The 19,582-nt window shown below is 35.7% G+C and carries 16 protein-coding genes; 5 read left to right on the forward strand and 11 right to left on the reverse strand.

Annotation, left to right across the window (positions count from 1 at the left end):
• Positions 1–124: 124 nt before the first annotated feature.
• Complete coding sequence (sucC, locus tag ACH3O9_RS17415) at positions 125–1,315, reverse strand: ADP-forming succinate--CoA ligase subunit beta (protein ID WP_416442540.1); 1,191 nt, start codon at positions 1,313–1,315, stop codon at positions 125–127.
• Between the two features lie 134 nt (positions 1,316–1,449).
• Entirely contained in the window at positions 1,450–2,103 is a 654-nt protein-coding gene (locus ACH3O9_RS17420) for an LON peptidase substrate-binding domain-containing protein (RefSeq protein ID WP_416442542.1), read from the reverse strand.
• A gap of 239 nt (positions 2,104–2,342) precedes the next feature.
• Here ACH3O9_RS17420 and lysA point away from each other — a divergent pair, with 239 nt between their 5' ends.
• Positions 2,343–3,563: a diaminopimelate decarboxylase gene (gene lysA, locus ACH3O9_RS17425; protein ID WP_416442544.1), complete on the forward strand. Its 1,221-nt coding sequence runs from the start codon at positions 2,343–2,345 to the stop codon at positions 3,561–3,563.
• Between the two features lie 100 nt (positions 3,564–3,663).
• Here lysA and ACH3O9_RS17430 read toward each other — a convergent pair whose 3' ends face one another.
• Positions 3,664–4,050: a bleomycin resistance protein gene (locus tag ACH3O9_RS17430; RefSeq protein WP_416442546.1), complete on the reverse strand. Its 387-nt coding sequence runs from the start codon at positions 4,048–4,050 to the stop codon at positions 3,664–3,666.
• 252 nt (positions 4,051–4,302) lie between these two features.
• Here ACH3O9_RS17430 and ACH3O9_RS17435 point away from each other — a divergent pair, with 252 nt between their 5' ends.
• From ACH3O9_RS17435 to ACH3O9_RS17450, 4 genes are read left to right on the forward strand one after another with little or no spacing between them, the layout of a single operon-like run.
• The gene (locus tag ACH3O9_RS17435) at positions 4,303–4,905 is read left to right on the forward strand and encodes a DUF4159 domain-containing protein (protein ID WP_416442548.1); all 603 of its coding nucleotides are present in this window, start codon (positions 4,303–4,305) and stop codon (positions 4,903–4,905) included.
• Positions 4,889–5,419 (forward strand): TrmH family RNA methyltransferase, encoded by a 531-nt coding sequence (locus ACH3O9_RS17440; protein WP_416442550.1) that lies wholly within the window; start codon positions 4,889–4,891, stop codon positions 5,417–5,419. Before ACH3O9_RS17435 ends, ACH3O9_RS17440 begins: the two co-directional genes overlap by 17 nt.
• Positions 5,403–6,497, forward strand: a complete 1,095-nt coding sequence (locus ACH3O9_RS17445; protein ID WP_416442552.1) for an AI-2E family transporter — start codon at positions 5,403–5,405, stop codon at positions 6,495–6,497. The genes ACH3O9_RS17440 and ACH3O9_RS17445 overlap by 17 nt, the downstream gene beginning before the upstream one ends.
• Positions 6,498–6,500: 3 nt before the next feature.
• Entirely contained in the window at positions 6,501–7,685 is a 1,185-nt protein-coding gene (locus ACH3O9_RS17450; protein ID WP_416442554.1) for a class I SAM-dependent methyltransferase, read from the forward strand.
• Here the strand turns inward: ACH3O9_RS17450 and ACH3O9_RS17455 are convergent, their stop codons facing one another.
• The 8 genes from ACH3O9_RS17455 to ACH3O9_RS17490 form a co-directional block, all read right to left on the reverse strand.
• Complete coding sequence (locus tag ACH3O9_RS17455; RefSeq protein WP_416442556.1) at positions 7,686–8,279, reverse strand: biliverdin-producing heme oxygenase; 594 nt, start codon at positions 8,277–8,279, stop codon at positions 7,686–7,688.
• Complete coding sequence (locus ACH3O9_RS17460) at positions 8,248–8,823, reverse strand: response regulator (protein WP_416442558.1); 576 nt, start codon at positions 8,821–8,823, stop codon at positions 8,248–8,250. Before ACH3O9_RS17460 ends, ACH3O9_RS17455 begins: the two co-directional genes overlap by 32 nt.
• Position 8,824: 1 nt before the next feature.
• On the reverse strand, positions 8,825–9,238 hold the full coding sequence (locus ACH3O9_RS17465; RefSeq protein WP_416442560.1) for a response regulator: 414 nt from the start codon (positions 9,236–9,238) through the stop codon (positions 8,825–8,827).
• Between the two features lie 11 nt (positions 9,239–9,249).
• On the reverse strand, positions 9,250–11,460 hold the full coding sequence (locus tag ACH3O9_RS17470) for an ATP-binding protein (RefSeq protein WP_416442562.1): 2,211 nt from the start codon (positions 11,458–11,460) through the stop codon (positions 9,250–9,252).
• Between the two features lie 6 nt (positions 11,461–11,466).
• Positions 11,467–15,087 (reverse strand): chemotaxis protein CheB, encoded by a 3,621-nt coding sequence (locus ACH3O9_RS17475; RefSeq protein ID WP_416442564.1) that lies wholly within the window; start codon positions 15,085–15,087, stop codon positions 11,467–11,469.
• Between the two features lie 232 nt (positions 15,088–15,319).
• Positions 15,320–16,777 carry an aldehyde dehydrogenase family protein gene (locus tag ACH3O9_RS17480; protein WP_416442566.1) on the reverse strand — a complete coding sequence of 486 codons (1,458 nt, stop codon included), beginning with the start codon at positions 16,775–16,777 and terminating at the stop codon, positions 15,320–15,322.
• 244 nt (positions 16,778–17,021) lie between these two features.
• Positions 17,022–18,104: a 3-oxoacyl-ACP synthase III family protein gene (locus ACH3O9_RS17485; protein ID WP_416442568.1), complete on the reverse strand. Its 1,083-nt coding sequence runs from the start codon at positions 18,102–18,104 to the stop codon at positions 17,022–17,024.
• A gap of 242 nt (positions 18,105–18,346) precedes the next feature.
• A complete protein-coding gene (locus ACH3O9_RS17490) occupies positions 18,347–19,312 on the reverse strand; it encodes a potassium channel family protein (protein WP_416442570.1) in 966 nt (321 codons plus the stop codon).
• Positions 19,313–19,582 lie beyond the last annotated feature (270 nt).

Consider the following 19,582-nt stretch of genomic DNA (forward strand, 5'->3'; position numbering starts at 1 on the left):
TTTATCTCGATTCTTTTTCAGAAAATTTACTAGAAGATTCTACATGCTTTAATAAAAAAACAGCAGTGCATAAAAAAACCTCCGGATTTCTCCAGAGGTTTTCTAAAATTTTATGTTAATGGGTTTATGCTAGAACTGCATGCACTTTATCTGCTGCTTCCTGAAATTCTATTGCACTTTGCACATCCAGACCGCTATTATCTATTAATTCTTTAGCGATATCTGCATTTGTACCCTGTAGTCTTACAATAATAGGCACTTCTATATTACCCATGTTCTTATAAGCATCTACAATACCCTGAGCTACACGATCACATCTTACAATACCACCAAAGATATTTACAAGAATCGCTTTTACATTAGGATCTTTAAGTATCAACTTAAAAGCAGTTTCAACACGTTCTGCGTCTGCAGTACCACCTACATCAAGAAAGTTAGCCGGTTCACCACCCGCTTGCTTAATAAGATCCATCGTTGCCATGGCAAGACCTGCGCCATTTACCATACAACCTACATTACCATCAAGATCTACATAATTAAGACCAGCAGCTTTTGCTTCTACTTCTACCGCATTCTCCTCACGTACATCACGCATTGCAGCATAATCCTTATGACGAAAAAGTGCATTATCATCAAGAGAAACCTTAGCATCTACTGCCATTATTTTGTCATCACTTGTTTTAAGAACAGGGTTGATCTCAAAAAGTGATGAATCAGACTTGCTATATGCCTCATAAAGAGACATTACAAATTTTGTCATTTCTTTAAATGCGCCACCGCTTAATCCTAAATTAAAGGCAATGCGACGTGCTTGAAAAGGCATTAAACCTACTGCAGGATCAACCTCTTCATGATATATTAAATGTGGTGTTTTCTCTGCTACTTCTTCAATATCCATACCACCTTCGGTAGAATACATGATCATATTCTTACCAGTACCGCGGTTAAGCAATACAGACATGTAAAATTCATCAGGCTCGCTGTCACCAGGATAATACACATCTTCTGCAATTAAAACCTGATGTACTTTTTTACCTTCTGCAGAGGTTTGAGGTGTAACAAGGTTCATCCCTATTATTTCACCTGCTATCTTAGAAACTTCCTGAAGGTTTTTTGCAAGTTTTACACCGCCACCTTTTCCACGACCACCTGCATGAACCTGTGCTTTAATCACATGCCAGCCGGTACCGGTTTCTTCAGTTAATTTTTTTGCAGCATCTACCGCCTCTTCTGGCGTAGTTGCTACTATTCCGCGCTGTATGCGCACCCCAAAACTGTTTAATATTTCCTTTCCTTGATATTCGTGTAAATTCATAATCAGGCGTTTCTAAAATTTTGAAAATTGCTGAACAAAAGTAACTATTTCAGGGTAACCTTACTAATGTTTATTGATGTTTTGGTGAGATATTGACCTTGAAAAAGGAGGTATTTGAAACTGTAGACCGATTTTTAAAAATCTTCAAGTTTAAAATCTGTAAAATCAAGCGGATCAAAATTCTTAAAATGACCATTCATTTTTATCAATTCTTTAGTGCGATTGATCTCTCTTATTACCGGTATTGTAACCGAAAGATGATCTATAAGAAAAGCAAAACGATCAGATTCAGATTCAAATTGAAGCAGTTTATGTTCCTGCTCAAGTGCCAAACCTATTTTATGTGCAAATGAATAACTAGTGATCAATAGCGGATCAAAAGTAGGCAGAGTAACATCAAGAGCCTTATACAATTCCTGCACGAGAGTTAAAAACCGTCTGCGTTGCAACATTGTGCCGTCTTCTGTATTATTTAGCATTTTAATCGTACCGCCTGCGTATAATTTATCGCCCAGATTATTATAAAAAGACTGTATTTGAAAAACTCGTAAACCCTCACATACAATATCGCTTGCACCAGATTCATATCGCTTGACGATACGGTCAAGTTTGACTTCGGTGCCAAACAGCATTTTTTTATTTATGTAAGCGGGAATTCCAAAAGTTATAGATTCATTTTCACAATCTGCAATAAGCTGCTGGTAGCGATCTTCAAAAATATGCAGCGCCAGCTTTTCCTCAGGAAAAACAACTAATTCTAAGGGGAACATGGCAAGCGTTTCGGTCATGATATTAAATTTTAAAAAATTAAACCTCAAGACAGGCCCATTTCATATTAATGGGAAATACTTCTTTGCAATAAGGCAGGTCTCAAAGATTACTCTCTAAAGGATTAAAATTATAAAAAAGTTACGCCAAAACTTATATTTCTGCAATAATGAGGTTCTATTTGGCAATTTTTAACTCTATTGGGTTTTTAAATAGTATTTCTATGCTAGATTTGTGCGTTTAAAGCAAAAAGCAAGTTATGAATACAAATGACCTTTTAAAAATTGCCCACGACTACGGCAGCCCTGTGTATGTTTATGATGCTGAAAAAATAGAAAATCAGTATAAACGTCTTACCAGTGCTTTTAAAAAGGTCAAGAACTTACGCATAAATTATGCAGTAAAAGCTTTAACTAATATAGCTGTTCTACAGCTATTGCACGATCTGGGCGCAGGTCTGGACACAGTTTCTATACAAGAAGTAAAATTGGGTCTTGCTGCCGGTGTAGAACCACATCGCATCATTTTTACTCCTAACGGTGTATCTCTTAGAGAGATAGAAGAAGTTTCTAAATTAGGTGTGCAGATCAATATAGATAACCTTTCTATTTTAGAACAGTTTGGCACAAAGCATCCTTCAGTTCCTGTTTGTGTGCGCATAAATCCACATGTAATGGCTGGCGGAAATACCAACATTTCTGTAGGCCACATCGATAGTAAATTCGGAATTTCAATACATCAGATTCCGCATCTTTTACGCATTGTGAAAAACACGGGAATGCACGTTAACGGGATTCACATGCACACAGGTAGCGACATCTTAGACATTGATGTTTTCTTGTATGCCGCAGAAATATTATTTGATACCGCTAAACATTTTGAAGATCTTGATTTTATAGATTTTGGCAGCGGATTTAAAGTGCCTTATAAAACCGGCGATATTGAGACAAATATCGAAGAACTAGGTGAAAAACTGGGAAGCCGCTTCAACGCTTTCGCGAAAGAGTACGGCAAACCACTCACCCTTACTTTTGAACCAGGGAAATTTCTTGTAAGTGAAGCAGGTAAATTTTTAGTACAGGTAAACGTGGTAAAACAAACAACGTCAACCGTTTTTGCACAGGTTGATAGTGGTTTTAATCATTTAATACGCCCTATGCTTTACGGTTCTCAACATCATATTGATAATTTGAGCAACCCAAAGGGACGTGAGCGCTTCTATTCGGTTGTGGGTTATATCTGTGAGACAGATACTTTTGCAAACAACAGACGCATACCAGAAATAGCCGAAGGTGATATTCTTGCCTTTAGCAATGCCGGTGCTTACTGCTTTACAATGGCAAGTAATTACAACTCGCGTTATCGCCCTGCAGAAGTTCTCTTTATTAATGGAGAAGCCCGCTTAATACGAGAACGAGAAACTTTTGATGATCTGTTAAGACATCAAATTCCTTTAAAAGAAAAAGCTTCAGTAGAATAATACGTATCTCAAAATAGCGGAAAATTGTTTGCTTTTCGCGAAAAGCTATAAAGTATAAAACCCGCAAGGGAAATTAAAAGCCTTCAATTTGAAGGCTTTTTTAATGTATCTGGTAGAAAATAAGAACATTTTGTGAGGGATCATAAAATGAAAATTCAGTTGTTCCCCACGGTTTTTCTTCCAGGGCGGTGTGATTGTGAAAAACGCCTTTTAATCTATATTCTTCAAAAAGGTCATCTATCGCCTGTACCTGTATTCTTATTCTGGGTTTATTGTTAAAGGCAGTCCAGTATTCAGGAGCATGCCACTGCAAGTGAATTGCTACATTATTTCGTCGTAAGACAGCATAAAGCGGTTTTCTTTCTTCATTCACAAAAACAAGTGTAAAACCCAATTTCTGAACATAAAATTCAAGCGACTCCAGCACATCTTTAACAGCAAGCACTGGTATTATTTGTTCCAGATATCCATTCTTATTCACCGCCATGATGCGAAAATAGCAAAATCTTCGTTAATCATTATTCTATAAATAACTACTAATTCAATAGCCCTGACTGTTTGAATTCTCACCAAAATCAGGGTTATTTTTATATAATTTTGATAGATTTAAAAATGTTGTTTATTGAAGTATATTAGCTAGTTGCCCAGAAAAACTTTATTTTCGTTATCTGCAAAATCCCCATTTAAATTGAAGGTTTACAAATTTATCTTTTTAATTTTTCTGTGTTGTTTTAACCCCTTGACTGTTTTAGGTCAGGAAGTGGCTGTCTTACAATATTCGGGTGGCGGTGATTGGTATGCAAATCCTACTTCTTTGCCTAATCTGGCAAAATTTTGCAACAAGAATATTCATACCGCTCTGGGCGAAAAAAATATTTCTATCGAAGCTACAGATGTAGGTATAATGCAATATCCGCTGGTTCACATGACGGGTCATGGCAATGTTTTCTTTTCTGAACAGGCAGTAACCAATTTGAGAAACTACCTCGAGAGTGGTGGTTTTTTATATATTGATGATAATTACGGAATGGATCAATATATAAGACCTGAGATAAAAAAACTTTTCCCTAACGAAGAACTGATAGAACTCCCGGCAGATCATCCTATATTTTCAGCTGTGTTCTCTTTTCCTGAAGGCCTGCCTAAAATACACGAGCATGATGGCAAACGCCCTCAGGCTTTTGGTATTTTTAAAGATGGCAGATTGGTGCTGCTTTATACCTACGAATGCGACCTTGGTGACGGCTGGGAAAATCCTGAAGTACATAATGACCCTGAAGATGTTAGGCTTAAAGCTTTACAAATGGGAGCAAACATAGTCAAGTATGCCTTCACAAACTAAGCAATTGCAACATCACGAAATTAAAAATGCCGAATTATCTTCTTCGGTAGTTCTTGTTTGTGATGGTGTTGAAAGTCCGGCAAATGCCGGCGGACTCATTAGATTGGCAGAAGCTTTTGGTGTAGAAAGTGTTTATTTCTGTAATGCAAATATCAATTTTGAAGGAAATAGATTTAAACGTACAGCACGTTCTGCAGATAAAAATATACGCTATACAAACCACGAGAGCGCAGAAGAGCTGGTAAAAGAACTGATCACTGCAGGTTTTACAACAATAGGATTAGAAATTACCACAAACAGCCTACCTCTGGAAGATTTAAATATACAGCCTCTTAAGAAAATAGCACTAATAATAGGCAGTGAAAGTATGGGCATCTCATCTTCACTTTTAAAAATTCTTGATCATATTACCCACATCCCTATGTATGGTAATAACAGCAGCATGAATGTAGGTCACGCCTGCGCAATTGCTTTATATAAACTAACACAACCACAGCATGCACCCCAAATCTAAAATCATCGCTTACGGAATTTTACGTGCTTTAGGCATAGTTGCAGGAATTGTACTTCTACTCTATCTCATATATAAAATTCAGGCGGTTATAGCATTTATAGCCATTGCAGCAGTTATATCCCTGGTAGGACGACCTATAGTGAATTTTCTAAAAGAACGGCTCAGGTTTAGCGATGCAGCCGCAGCTGTCACTACAATTCTTATTGTGATCGCTATTATTGCCGGTATTCTATCTCTTTTTATACCCATTCTTATTGATCAAAGTGCGCATATAAGTCAAATTAATTTTGAAGAAGTTAAACATAACGTTAACCGTTTAAATGTTGAGCTTAGCCAGTCTTTAGGGGTTGATCAGGTAACTTTAATAGAAGGATTAAGGCAATCTGATTTTATAAAGAATTTTGACATATCAGTAATTCCTCTTTTCATAAACGGAATTCTGGGAAATATGAGTTCGTTGATAGTTGGCTTACTTTCAGTAATATTTATTTCTTTCTTTTTTCTTAAGGACAGCAGGCTTTTACTTGATAGCTTTCTGGTTTTTGCAAATACGGGTGAAGAATCAAAATTCAGGCATGTTTTTCATAAGACCAAGCATTTACTTTCGCGTTATTTTATTGGCATCTTTTTACAGTTGCTAATTCTATTTGTTATTTATTCAATTCTGCTAATAAGCTTCCAGATTCCCAATGCTTTCGCTATAGCGCTATTTTGCGCGATGCTCAATGTTGTGCCCTACATTGGGCCGGTTGTTGGAGGCGTTTTAATGCTGCTTTTAGTCATTTCTGGGTACTTTACAGCCGATTTTGAGAGCGTGATTTTACCTAAACTTATCTACATTTTTATAGGCTATTGTATCGCTCAGTTAATAGATAACTTTATTAATCAGCCGTTAATTTTTGGCAATAGCGTCAAATCACATCCATTAGAGATATTTCTGGTTATTATTATTTCCGGGCTAATATTTGGTATTTTAGGGATGGTGGTTGCTGTACCCGGTTACACTGCAATAAAAGTGATTGCAAAAGAATTTTTGTCTGAATATAAGATCGTGCAAAAACTTACTAAAAATCTTTAGCGATTGAACGAAGCTATATTTTCTAAAGAAGTTCAGGATTATCTAAAGGACAATGAAGATGCCGAAATTACCGGAATTGCTCTGTCTGGCAGTCCTTTTGAGAATGTAACTGCAGCAGAACTCGCTCAGCAATTAGAAGGTAGAAAAAAAGCAAAAACCAAATTACCAATTTGGTATAGTACTTCTGCTATTTACTACCCGCCTAAATTAAATATTGAGCAAACATCGTCACAGGCAACTGCTCAATACAAAGCATCACTTGCTAAGGGAGCGTCTCTTATAGATATTACAGGCGGATTAGGAATTGATAGTTATTTCTTTTCGAAAGTAAATAATGAAGTAATTCATTGCGAACTCAATGATGAGATATCGCAGATTGCAACCCACAACTTTCAAGTTTTAGCAGCAAATAATATAAAAACCGTGAGTGGTGACGGGTTAGACTTTCTGGCAAAAAACACCACACATTTTGATACAATCTATGTAGATCCTTCAAGACGTAATGAAAGCAAAGGCAAAGTCTTTATGCTGAAGGATTGTTTGCCAAATATTCCTGAAAAAATCGGCCTTTTACTATCAAAAACTAACCAATTAATAGTAAAAACCAGCCCATTATTAGATATCTCTGCCGGCCTGCGCGAATTAACGGCTGTAGCAGAAATTCATATTGTAGCTGTTAATAACGAAGTAAAAGAATTGCTTTGGATTTTGAAACAGGGTGTAAAAAGTTTAGATTTAGTACTAAAAACCGTAAATATCCTTTCAACTGGTAATGAAGTGACTGCCGCAAATTATCACGAAGCTCTTGACAGTTCTGCGTCTTTCGCTTTAGCTAAAAAATATCTGTATGAACCTAATGCTGCTCTCCTAAAATCGGGACTTTTTAACTGGATTGGCAATTCTTTTAATTTAGAAAAGCTGCATACAAATACTCACCTCTATACATCAGATGAATTAATTGATTTCCCGGGAAGACGCTTTGAAGTTCAGGAAACACTATCTTTTAATAAGAAAAATGTAGCCGGTAAATTTGGCGGTAAAAAAGCTAATATCACGACACGTAACTTTAAAACTTCCGTTGAAAACATTCGTAAAAAGTTTAAAATAAAAGATGGTGGTGATGACTATTTATTCTTTTGTACAGATCTAAATAATTCTGCTGTCGTTATTGCCTGCAGAAAAATATAATTATTTAGCAGGTAAAAGATCAAGGTCTGTTTTAAATGCGTCATCAAAAAGTTTAAATGTAGCATTCGCAGTTTCTACTGCTTTATCTATTTCTTCTTCAGTAAAAACGACTTCATTGACTGCAGCAGTAAAAGATTTCCATCTATTGAGAATATCTTTGGTTTTACCATTAAAGAAATGATGCTCAAGTTGAGAATCAAGATTTTCACATTTGTCAAGATGCCGGGCAATTAGCATACCGCCCATCATAGAACCTTCACTTACATATATCATCCCAATAAGTTGAGACAACGAGTTGATTTCAAAATCAGCTGTTAACAATTCAGGATTTGTAGCAATTCCCAATTGTTTTAAATCAGTTCTAAGCGCTGTGCTTTTTGCTTCGTCAGCAAATTGCATCAATGAAGTTGGCAACAAATACTTGTTTTTCTGTGCTTTAGTCTCAATCGCGTTATACGCCACAAAGTTTGCCAGCAGTAAATTAGCATATTGAGATCTGGTAATCGTATGGTCAAGAATGTATTTTGCAAGATTATCTGCCTCTACTTCTCTGTGAAGTTTTTCAGTTCTCTTCTTTAGGTTTTCTAGTATCATATCCTGCTTTTAATCGTGCTATATCCTGCTGTATTTTACGCATACCGTCTTTATGAGACAAGTTTTCTTTAGAAAAATTCTCTAAGAATCGCTCTATATCGCTTACCAGCTTTTTACTATTCATTATTCGCTGTCGTACAGGATTAAGAAGCGGCTTGTTATTTACAATTGCATTAAAATAGGGCGACAATTTGTTGCTCAAAATAGGCATGTTCTTTTTGAGAATATAACCCGATGCCCCACTTAAAATGGTATTTGCAGCCAGTTCTTCATCATTTATGGTCCCCGTTAAGAAAACAAACATAACATCTGGATTAACAGATTGTGCTAGTTCTAAAACATCCAGACCATTAAATCCCGGCAAATTGTAATCACAGAGAACCATATCCAGGTTACCTCTGGTAAGTATTTGTTCTATCTCTGTTATATTATTAGAAACCTGAATTGAAGAACTAGACAAAACTTTGCCTATCTGCCTTTTTATCAATTCAACGTCTGTCTTATTATCTTCTACTAATAATAAATTTATGTGCTCTTCAATCATACTAACTAATATTAAATTTTAACCAAAAGTTGACAATTGCAGGCAATTGACGTCTAAATTCAGGATAATTCTTCGGCTTCTCTACAAAGCTGTTAACACCCAGCTTGTATGCTTTTTGAATCTCATCTGGAATATCTGAGGAGCTCAGTATAACCACGGGTACATTATCATAAATTTTCACTGACCTAATGAAGCGTAAAACCTCAAGTCCATTTTTTTTAGGTAATTTTATATCAAGCAGTATTAGAGATGGCGGGTTATGCTTACAATCTTCTGACTCTAAGATCTCAATAGCGTTCTCCCCGTCACCTATATGTTGCAAATCGCAACCTTTAATTTCTTTATCAAATATACGTTTCATTAAAAGAAGATCACTGCTATTATCTTCTATAGAAACTACATATTTACCTGTCATGCTAATGGCTTTTATAAACCCAATGTAAAATAAAAAGTGGTTCCTCCACCTATTTCGCTTTTTACCCAAATTTCACCGCCATGTTTTTCAACTACGCGCTTGGCAATAGATAAACCTATACCTGAGCCTTCATACTCATTCCCCACGAGCCTGTTAAAAACACCAAAGATATTTTCTGCATGCTTCTCATCAAACCCGATCCCATTATCCTTCACAAAGAAAACTGGTTTATCTTCTTTTAAATATCCTATTTCAACCATAGGCTTCTCTTTCTGTGCAGAATATTTTAGTGCGTTGCCTATTAAATTACTTACAAGCTGAAATATTAATGACCTGTCGCCATGTACTACCGGAAATTCTTCACTTACTTTAATCTCTGTAGCGGGATAAATATCTTTAGTATTGAGAAGAGAAATTACTTCGCTTACTATCTGAGACAACGACAATTCGCCCGAATTAACCTGCTTTTGACTAAGTCCCGAAAATGCAAGAATATCATCTATCAACTCATTCATTTTATCTGTAGAGTTGATAATAGTCTCTATAGCAGATTTACCGTATTCATCAAGACTATCATAGTAATCCTCTTTAATGATCTGCGCAAAACCATCTATACCACGCAATGGGGCACGTAGATCATGTGATATGCTGTAACTAAAAGATTCCAGCTCATCATATGCTTTTTTAAGCTTTTCGTTAAGCGATTTTACCTCTTCATATTTATGAATAATCACTTCAGAAATACTTTGTTTTAAAGCTTGTACAGCTGCTATCTCATAATCTTCCCAGGGTGCAGAACGTGCATCCTGCTCTTCAGACCACTTTTCAAAAGATTTTCTTGGCGAAAGCCTCTCATCGCTGTTTATTTTTACTGCTTTTTCTGGATTACCGGCCCAGGTAACTGTTTGTTTTATTTCTGGTTTAAACCAAATTAAAGCATCTCTTTTAAATTTTGAAATAAAAACACATAGAACTCCTGATGCTACTTCTTTAAAAGAATAGAAATCATCATTTAAAGAAGAAAGAAACTCTGTCGCAAACAGATCTGATGATTGCGTTTCTGCGATCCAATCCAGCAAAGAGGTTATATGTTCTTCCTCGAGCGCATTGCCCAGTCTTGTGATTTTCCCGTCTATGACGATTGCCGCACCTTCTGCATCACAAATATCAAGCAAGGTGAGCGCATTAGCCGCAAGACCTTCGTGTATATTCCAGTCCTGGCTTATCTGCTCAATTAATTTACTGCGCACCTGAGTAGAATTATTGACTTTCTTTAAAACAGTATTTGAAGTTCTCAAAACCAGTTGGGTAGAAAAAACTTGTGTCAAGAATTTACAGGACAATCTGTGATAGAAATTTATAAATCGCGGACTGTAATGGTGACATGCTATAAGACCCCACAACGTATTATTTGCTACAATGGCTGCCGTTAGCGTGGCGCCTACACCCATATTTTGTAAATATTCTATATGAATGGGAGATACAGCTCTTAATTCGCTACGCGATAAATCAAGGGGTGCTTTTGTGGTATCTACAATATTTGAAGTAATAGGAACTCCTGCAGAATCAACATCTGCAATAATACGTACTCCTTGTTTTAAAAATAATTTTCGCGCTTGCTGCGGAATATCTGTAGAAGGATAATGTAAGCCTAACCAACTTTCAAGTCTTTCTTCTTTAGCTTCAGAAACTACTGTGCCATTCCAGTTTGCGTCAAACTGATAGATCATGACACGATCATAACCCAGAAAGTCTTTTATTAGCATGGCAGCCTCATCGCACATATCCTGCTCATTCTTAACAGATCCCAGATTTGAAACAATATCTGTTAGCTGTTGCTGGTATTCTAGCGAATCGAAACTTGACCCTAAGGGTTCTAATTCTAGAATAACAGCTTCACCGTTGTCATGAGCGATCAAAATCCATGATTCCTGCCCGATTTTCACCTCAAAAGGCTTGATTTTATTGCCTAAAAGGTTACTTTTTAGTTTATTAATTGCTTCAGCATCAAGATATTCATCCAGAGTTGTGCCTAGTAATTTAGATGCAGATCTATCAAAAACCAACTCGCTGTTTGTGCTGCATTGCTCGATGATCATTGATACCTTATTGCATGCCAGCAGAACACCATGATCCTGAGTTTTACCCAGAATATGAATAGGTTCTTTATCGCAGTTTGTAAGATCTACGTTTTTAGGATATAAAGATGAAGGGGTTGACATAAATGTTTATACTTTGATTTTAAAATAGAAAGTACTTCCCACGCCGTACTGAGATTCTACCCAGATCTTACCGTCATGTAATTTTACAATCTTATCACAATGAGCAAGCCCTACGCCTGTACCTTCATATTTTTCTTCGGTAGGTACTCTACCAAAAATTTTAAAAATAGAATCCAGATCTTCTTCTTTTATGCCTATGCCATTATCTGTGATGGCAAAAGTCCAGTATGAACCTTCCTGAAAAGCAGATATACGTATCTCTGGTTTTACACCTTTACGGTTATATTTAATGGCATTACCAATAAGGTTTTGAAAAAGTAATCGCAGTTCTGTTTGATACACCTTAAGATTAGGCATTTTACCTACATGAATCTGAGCATCGCATTCTTTGATTCTTCGGCTGAGATCATATTTCACGATCTCGACCAGTTCTGCAATATTTACTTTGGTCTTTTTAAGGTCCTGCCCTATTCTGCTGTGTTCTAATAAGGCTTTGATCTGGTCTGCCATGCGGCCCGAAGCTTCGTGGATGTAGCCCAAATATTCTTTTCCTTTTTCGTTAAGCTCATCGCTGAACTTCTTGCTGATAAAGTCACTGCTAAATCGAATAGTAGAAAGCGGTTCCTGCAAATCATGAGAGCAAATAGAAACAAATTGCTCAAGATCTTTGTTAATACGTTCTAGATCGTCTTTCTGCTGCTGTAACGCGGTCTGAGCGACTTTAAGTTCAGAAATATCAACAAGTGCAGATCGTACTATGGTTGGGTTACCTTGCTCGTCTAGAGAAACATCAGAGTTTAGCATGATGGGTATTTCTCGCCCGTCTTTTGCGATCATGATCATCTCTTCATTCTTAATACTAGAGAAATCACGGATAGAATTCTGTATTTCTACAGCTTTTAACTTACTTTCTCTGGTGTAAAAATCAAAAACCGAGCGACCTATAAGGTCTTTTTTATCTGCGAAACCTAAAGTTTCTACTAATAATTTATTGCACTCTAAAATTGTTCCTGTACTTGAATTAATGCTAACGTGCATCACAGGATCGTCTTCATAGAATGCCTTGAATTTTTCTTCACTCTTACGCAATTCTTCCTGCGATTTGTGAACTTTTGTAATATCTATAAACGTGATTACAACACCATCTACTTTACCTTCAGATGAGACAAATGGTGAAATACGCTGTATAAAGTACCTGCCAGATTTACTGCGTATATTTTTCTCAAATACCTGAGAAGTACGCATCACTTTTTTCGAATTATCGAGAAGATTTGCCTTTTTACCAATCCCAAAATTTGCGATGAAATTATCAATAGATCTTCCTATATCCTGTTTCATCAACTTAAAGTGCTCTTTTACAGCCGGGGTAAACTTCCTAATTCTTAGATCTTTATCAAGAAAAACAGTACCAATGCGCGTACTATCAAGAAGATTATCCATATCTGCGTTTAGCTGCGCAAGATCTTCCATCTTTTGTATATACTCGGCATTTACTGTGTGCAATTCTTCATTTACACTTTGCAGTTCTTCATTTGTACTTTGTAACTCCTCATTAGAAGCCAGCAATTCTTCATTTGCTGCCTGTAATTCTTCATTACTTGTTTCTGCTTCTTCAAGAGCTCTTTTAAGATCCATTTGAGTTTCTCCCAACTCTTCTTCAAGATCTTTTATGCGCTCCTGTGATGTTTTATTTGTTGTAGCTTTTTGAAAAATTGTCTTACCATCCTCTTTTATTTCTTTCTCTATGAGAGTAATGATAAAGTTATATTTTGACTCATTAACTGTTTGCTGTAAAGGCTTTACAAGCAGATCAACAGTTTTTGAAACTTTTTCTTTATTTACTAAAGCATCTTTATAAAAAACAACGTTTTTAGAACGTACAGCTCTTCTAACCGCAGTAGTAATTGCGCCTTTAAGTTCTTCAGGGACCATTTGCAACAAATTGGTCGAGAAACCACTTTCAGGAAAAGCTGCATACTTTCTAAATGCGCCCATTGCTTCCATCACATTTAGCTCGTCATCTACAAATATACTGGTCGCGCCAAAATGCTCTATTACAGCATCACTTATATCTATCTTCAAATTCTCTGAGACAGAATTGGGAACAGGTGTAAGGTCTTTAGATGCTTTTTTATATGATTTTAGTTCAAGTCTGTTTGCCGTAGATTTCAATATTTCGCTTCTCAATCTTTTTGAAACTTGTTTATTTTCAAAAATTTTCCACTTTCTGTCAATCCCATTAAAATATTTTTCATGTACACCTAACGATTCACTGCTACCTAAAAATAAAATTCCTTTTAGGCTTAAGGCATAATGCAATACCTGAATTACTTTGTTTTGAACAGAGTTTTGAAGATAGATTAACAGGTTTCTGCAAACCACCATATCCATATTTTTAAATGGCGGATCCTGCACTATATTGTGATTTGAAAAAATCACAGATTTTCTAATTGAGTCTTTTACTTTATAGTTATTGAGCTCATCCTTTTCAAAGTATTTTTCAAGCAATTCTACCGAAATATCTCCTGCTACGCCTTCTTCATAAGACCCGTTTCCTGCAATATCAAGATGGTCCTGAGATATATCTGTGGCAAAGATCTTTAATTTTATATCTTTTTGCTGGGCCTCAATTTCTTCTTTAAAACTTATGGCTAAAGAATAAGCTTCTTCACCCGTACTACAACCTACTTCCCAAATTTTAAGTATATCACCTTCCTCCTTTGATCTCACAAGATCTGGAATCACCTTATTTTCTAAGGTTTCCCAAGCTTTATAATCTCGATAAAATTTAGTGACACCTATTAGAAACTCGTTGTACAGTACTTGTATTTCATCAGTTTCAATCTTAATGTAAGTCAAGTACTCTTCAAGTGAGTTTGTCTTAACAACACGCATACGTTTTGCAATGCGTCTTAATAACGTGGGTCTTTTATACAAGCCAAAATCAAGAGCGGTATTTTGTTTAAGTACCTGAAGGATCTCATTGAGAATATGCTCTTCATAGTTTACCAGCTCTGTATCAAATTCTATATTATTAGCTGTTTTAAAGAAAGTAACCAGCTCGTCACTCATCTGCTCTACGGGCACAATAAAATCTGCACAGCCCGTATTGATGGCGCTTTTTGGCATACCATCAAATTTAGCCTGCTCTGGAGTCTGTACCATTACAACGCCACCTTTTTCCTTAATGGCTTTAATACCTCGAGAACCATCACTTCCCGTCCCACTTAAGATTATGCCCGCGCAGTTTTGACCGCTATATTCTGCTAAAGATTCAAAAAACAAATTAATAGGAAGGTTTAACTGCATCCCTTTAGGTTTATCTAAAAGACGCAGGTGTTGGTTTTCTATTATTAGATTTTTTGTAGGCGGAATGAGATAAATACAATTCATTTTAATTTCTGAATCGTCTAATATCTCTATTATGGGTATTTTAGTATTCTTACTCAACAGTTCTGCCATAAGACTTTTATGGTCTGGCGAAAGATGTTGAACTACAATATAAGTATATGGTGAGTGGTGCGGAACGTTATCAAAAAAATCCTTTAGTGCCTGAAGCCCACCAGCACTGGCTCCTATGCCTATTATAATATGGTTTTCTGTATTGTGTGAGTGATTTTTGGCCACGAACTGACTAAGTATTGGTTTTCTTTTTGAGGGCGCCTTATTATTTATAATAATAATAAAGTCTAATTTTATCGAAAAGTACTACAATTGCCAAAATATTAATAACAATTACCTATAATTTAGGATTTCTTTATGTATTGCCAAAAGGAGATTTTGCTCATTTTAGACCGATTTTCTCACAAAAAAAGCCGGTTTTTATACCGGCTTTTTACATATATAATTATTAATCTATTTAGAAAGCGTAGTCCCTTTCTTTATGTTGAACGGTTATCCATTGAGCAGTTGTAAATTCTTCTTTTACAAATTCACCGTTAAATCTACCTACACCAGAATTCTTTTCGCCACCAAAAACAGCATTTGCATCATCATTTACCGGTTGGTCATTAATATGCATCATTCCTGTTTCAACATGTTGAGCAACATAGAGCGCACGTTCTGTATTTGCAGAATGTACAGCGCCGCTTAAACCAAGATCTGTATCGTTAGCAAATTTTATAGCTTCTTCATCTCCGTTAAATTTTATCAATAAAGCTACCGGACCAAAAATCTCATGTTGAGCGATGTCCATATCATTGGTCACATTTGTGAAAACTACAGGATGTATAATATTTCCTTCAACTTTTCGCTCTGTTTCTAATTTGGCTCCATTTTCAATTGCTTTATCAATCATCTCGACAATACCTTTTGTCTGGCTTTCATCAATAACTGGTCCTACTGAAATTCCTTCTTTAGAAGGGTCGCCTACTTTAAGTGATTTTACTTTGGCTATAAATTTCTCTGTAAATTCATCATAAACCTTATCATCAATAAGAATTCTGTTTATACCCATACAGATCTGTCCCTGATGCATAAATTTACCAAAAACAGCAGCTTCTACTGCCAAGTCAACATCTGCGTCATCAAGCACGATAAAAGCATTATTACCACCTAATTCTAAACTCAGCTTTTTAAACTGGCCGCCTGCTTTCTGGGCGATACCACGACCCACAGGCGTTGATCCCGTAAATGAAACTAATTTTGAAGTGGGATGCTCTACAATGTAATCCCCAATTTCTGAGCCTTTACCAAGAATTACATTAAATAATCCTTTTGGCAATCCTGCTTCTTCAAATATTTTAGCTAACAGAGTTGCTCCTGTCGCTGGTGTAAAACCTGCAGGCTTAAGTACAACCCCGTTACCTGTGGCTAATGCAGGAGCCACAGATCGCATAGAAAGATTGAGTGCAAAATTCCATGGACTGATAACAGTTATAACTCCTAGCGGTTTTCTGTACATCCGGCTTTCTTTACCGGGAACTATAGATGGAAATATTTTACCATTTATCTCATAGGGATAGCCAGATGAAAATCTCAAGGATTCCATAGCGATCATCCACTCAGTCTCTGCCTTTACGTCTGTACCTCCAGATTCTTTAATAATCCATTCTTTGATCTCATCTTTACGCTCCAGCATGATTGCCACCGCTTTATCAAAAACATTACGCTTTTGAGATGGCGTTGTTTGTGCCCATTCTTTTTGAGCTTTCGCGGAAGCTTCATAAGCCTCATCAACATCATCCTTATTAGCGGCAGCTATTGTAAAAATTGTTTCTTGTGTGTAGGGATTTTTGTTATCAATTGTAGATTTGCTTTTTCCTTTTCTCCATGTACCTGCAATATAATTGAGGTTTAAATCTTTATACTTTGTCATAGCAATTTTATTTATATTCAATGACTTACATATTTTAATAATAAATTAAAATTATAGTAAATCACATATTCATTTATAATTTCAATTAAAATTACAAAGAGAAATTTCAATTACCATGATAAATATCTATTTTAGGAATACTTTAATTCTATGGTCTACAAGAAGCCAAATTTTTTAAGATTTAGGTATAAAAAAACCCTCAAACGTAAGCTGCCTGAGGGTTAAAAGTTTTTTGAATATTTTTTTAAACCTTATAAACTATTGCGTTAATATTCATCCCTGCCCCTACTGATGCAAAAACGATTGTATCACCTTCATTAATTGAATGACCTTCTAATTTTCCTTTTAAAATAAGATCGAGCAACGTAGGAACAGTTGCCACAGATGAATTGCCTAACCATGAAATGATCATGGGCATAATACCTTCAGGTACTTCATCGATATCATATAATTTATAAAGGCGTTCTATTATCGCATCGTCCATCTTGCCATTAGCCTGATGAATTAAAACCTTATCTACTTCACGTATGTCTATTCCGCTTTTGTCAAGACAGGCTTTTATAGAAGCCGGAACATTTTCAAGTGCATATTGATATAATCTGCGACCGTTCATTTTTAAAAATAGATCTTTCTCCAGTTCAGGATCCTGCTTATAAGACCCGGCCATGGTTAACATTTTAGAATAAATGTAAGTATCAGATCTCGTTTTATGACTAATGATACCTTTAGGTTTATCTGTTTCAAAAGCTTCTAAAATAGTAGCTCCTGCCCCATCTGCGTATATAAGACTATCTCGATCGTGAGGATCAATAATTCTGGATAGGGTCTCAGAACCAATTATTAAAATTCTTTTGGCATCACCAGATTTTATATAATAATCTGCTTGTATGGCCGCTTGCACCCAGCCAGGGCAACCAAAGGGAAGATCGTAGGCTACAGTATCGGGATTTTCTATTTTTAATTTATACTTTACACGTGCAGCCAGCGTGGGAACCATATCTGTGCGATTGCTGCCATGTTTTATATCGCCAAAGTTGTGTGCTACTATAATATAATCAAGAGTTTCTTTATCAATCCCGGCATCTGTGATTGCTTCTTGTGCGGCATGATAAGCCATATCTGAAGCAACCATATTATCATCTACATAGCGGCGCTCTGCAATAGTAGTTATCTCAAGAAATTTATCAATAACTTCCTGATTCTCTTTTGGGATACGATTACCACAAGATTGATAAAATTCATGCTTTAGAAAATCTTCATTCTTAACCTTTCGTTTAGGAAGGTATATTCCTGTTCCTGTTATAACACTGCATAACTTCTTACTCATTCAATGGGGGTCTTAATTATTGCCTTTTTCAGGCCATTTTAGCTTATTTTTCTGGATGGCGGGGTAAAATACAACCTTAATTTTTATATTATATTATTTCGAAAAGATGTATACAAAACTCAAGACTTAAATTTCATACCTAAATTATTGAAAATCAATAGTTTACAATCATATTATTATATTACTTGGAGTACTTAAAAAATCAAAAATAATTTATCTTTCCTATCACAACTGGAATTTCTTTAACTACGAGAATTTGTATAGACATCTGTCCACTCCTTGCCTATACTTTTTAAAGTTGAAGTTACTAAACTATCCATTTTTTGTGGTTGAATAATTTTCTCTTTATATCTCTCTAGCCATATCATTCTCATTTGGCCTAACTCTGCCAAGCGCTTTTCGTCTTTAAATTTCTCATTTTTATGAATCTCAAGATAATCATCAATAGCTGCTAAAAGCGCGTCTATTTTCTTCACTTGTTGAGAAGAAATGTCTAACCTGTTTTTTACCACCCGCAACACCTCATATAAACTTGCTAACTGCACCACTGCGCTTAATTTATTAGAATTGCTTAAAAACCTTTGAATAACAGGATATGAAAAATGATTTACATTATGCTTTAGAATTAGTGTACGCAAATCGCTTGTACTTTCTAAAGCGAGTTTTCCATCCTGCAGTAAATATGTATACAGACTTTCTACATCTTCTCCCATAGTAGAAATATAAGTAGCCAGATTCTTTTTGTGATTTACAGCATTAAGTACAGCAATAAGATAAGTAATATTCATAGTGAGCATGATAAAGCCAGAGAAAGACACAACACCACTCAACACCCGGCTTAGGTTATTACCCGGTATATAATCACCTATTCCTGCTGTAGAGATGACATAGCATGTATAATAGAATCGCTCTATTGCAGAAGCCGGCACTTTTGTCACACTATTTACTACCATATCTGGTTCACTCAAAAAAATGAGGTAACTACCGGCGAGAAGCAGCACTAGCCAGATAAACGAGTTCACGAGCAGATGTAATAATCCCGAATATTTATATAAAAACCGACTTTTAGGGCCTAAAATCAGATAAGTTAGTCCATTATTTATGCTTCGCGAAAGAAAACCATATCCCTCACTTGAGAGTGTGGTATGAAAGAAGTCTATAAAGGTCAAAACAACCAGACCTATGCCCACAATTAAATATATCTCCATCTCGTTTTTGGTTTAGCCATATGTAATGGCAACTTCAGTAAATAAAATTTAAAAAATATACTTCTACAGCAATTTTTCTTCATGCTATTTTATTAAGGTATTCCCCTGTTAACAAATAAATAACAAGAATAACTGTTTAAAAAACGCCTTAAAACAGGCAAAAAATGGCTCTACAGATGAAAAAACGCTATTTTTTTCGTACAAAAAATTTATTATCATTAGTTAAAAAAGTTAATTTCAAATAATAAATAATTTTCGTCATATAATTTT

The sequence above is a fragment of the Leeuwenhoekiella sp. A16 genome (assembly GCF_047946675.1).
In the GTDB taxonomy this organism is placed as follows: domain Bacteria; phylum Bacteroidota; class Bacteroidia; order Flavobacteriales; family Flavobacteriaceae; genus Leeuwenhoekiella.

Bases quoted from the DNA above. Each gene is read 5' to 3' on its own strand.
- sucC (WP_416442540.1), bottom strand. From the start codon at position 1,315: ATGAATTTACACGAATATCAAGGAAAGGAAATATTAAACAGTTTTGGG.
- ACH3O9_RS17420 (WP_416442542.1), bottom strand. From the start codon at position 2,103: ATGACCGAAACGCTTGCCATGTTCCCCTTAGAATTAGTTGTTTTTCCT.
- lysA (WP_416442544.1), top strand. From the start codon at position 2,343: ATGAATACAAATGACCTTTTAAAAATTGCCCACGACTACGGCAGCCCT.
- ACH3O9_RS17430 (WP_416442546.1), bottom strand. From the start codon at position 4,050: ATGGCGGTGAATAAGAATGGATATCTGGAACAAATAATACCAGTGCTT.
- ACH3O9_RS17440 (WP_416442550.1), top strand. From the start codon at position 4,889: ATGCCTTCACAAACTAAGCAATTGCAACATCACGAAATTAAAAATGCC.
- ACH3O9_RS17445 (WP_416442552.1), top strand. From the start codon at position 5,403: ATGCACCCCAAATCTAAAATCATCGCTTACGGAATTTTACGTGCTTTA.
- ACH3O9_RS17455 (WP_416442556.1), bottom strand. From the start codon at position 8,279: ATGATACTAGAAAACCTAAAGAAGAGAACTGAAAAACTTCACAGAGAA.
- ACH3O9_RS17460 (WP_416442558.1), bottom strand. From the start codon at position 8,823: ATGATTGAAGAGCACATAAATTTATTATTAGTAGAAGATAATAAGACA.
- ACH3O9_RS17465 (WP_416442560.1), bottom strand. From the start codon at position 9,238: ATGACAGGTAAATATGTAGTTTCTATAGAAGATAATAGCAGTGATCTT.
- ACH3O9_RS17470 (WP_416442562.1), bottom strand. From the start codon at position 11,460: ATGTCAACCCCTTCATCTTTATATCCTAAAAACGTAGATCTTACAAAC.
- ACH3O9_RS17480 (WP_416442566.1), bottom strand. From the start codon at position 16,777: ATGACAAAGTATAAAGATTTAAACCTCAATTATATTGCAGGTACATGG.
- ACH3O9_RS17485 (WP_416442568.1), bottom strand. From the start codon at position 18,104: ATGAGTAAGAAGTTATGCAGTGTTATAACAGGAACAGGAATATACCTT.
- ACH3O9_RS17490 (WP_416442570.1), bottom strand. From the start codon at position 19,312: ATGGAGATATATTTAATTGTGGGCATAGGTCTGGTTGTTTTGACCTTT.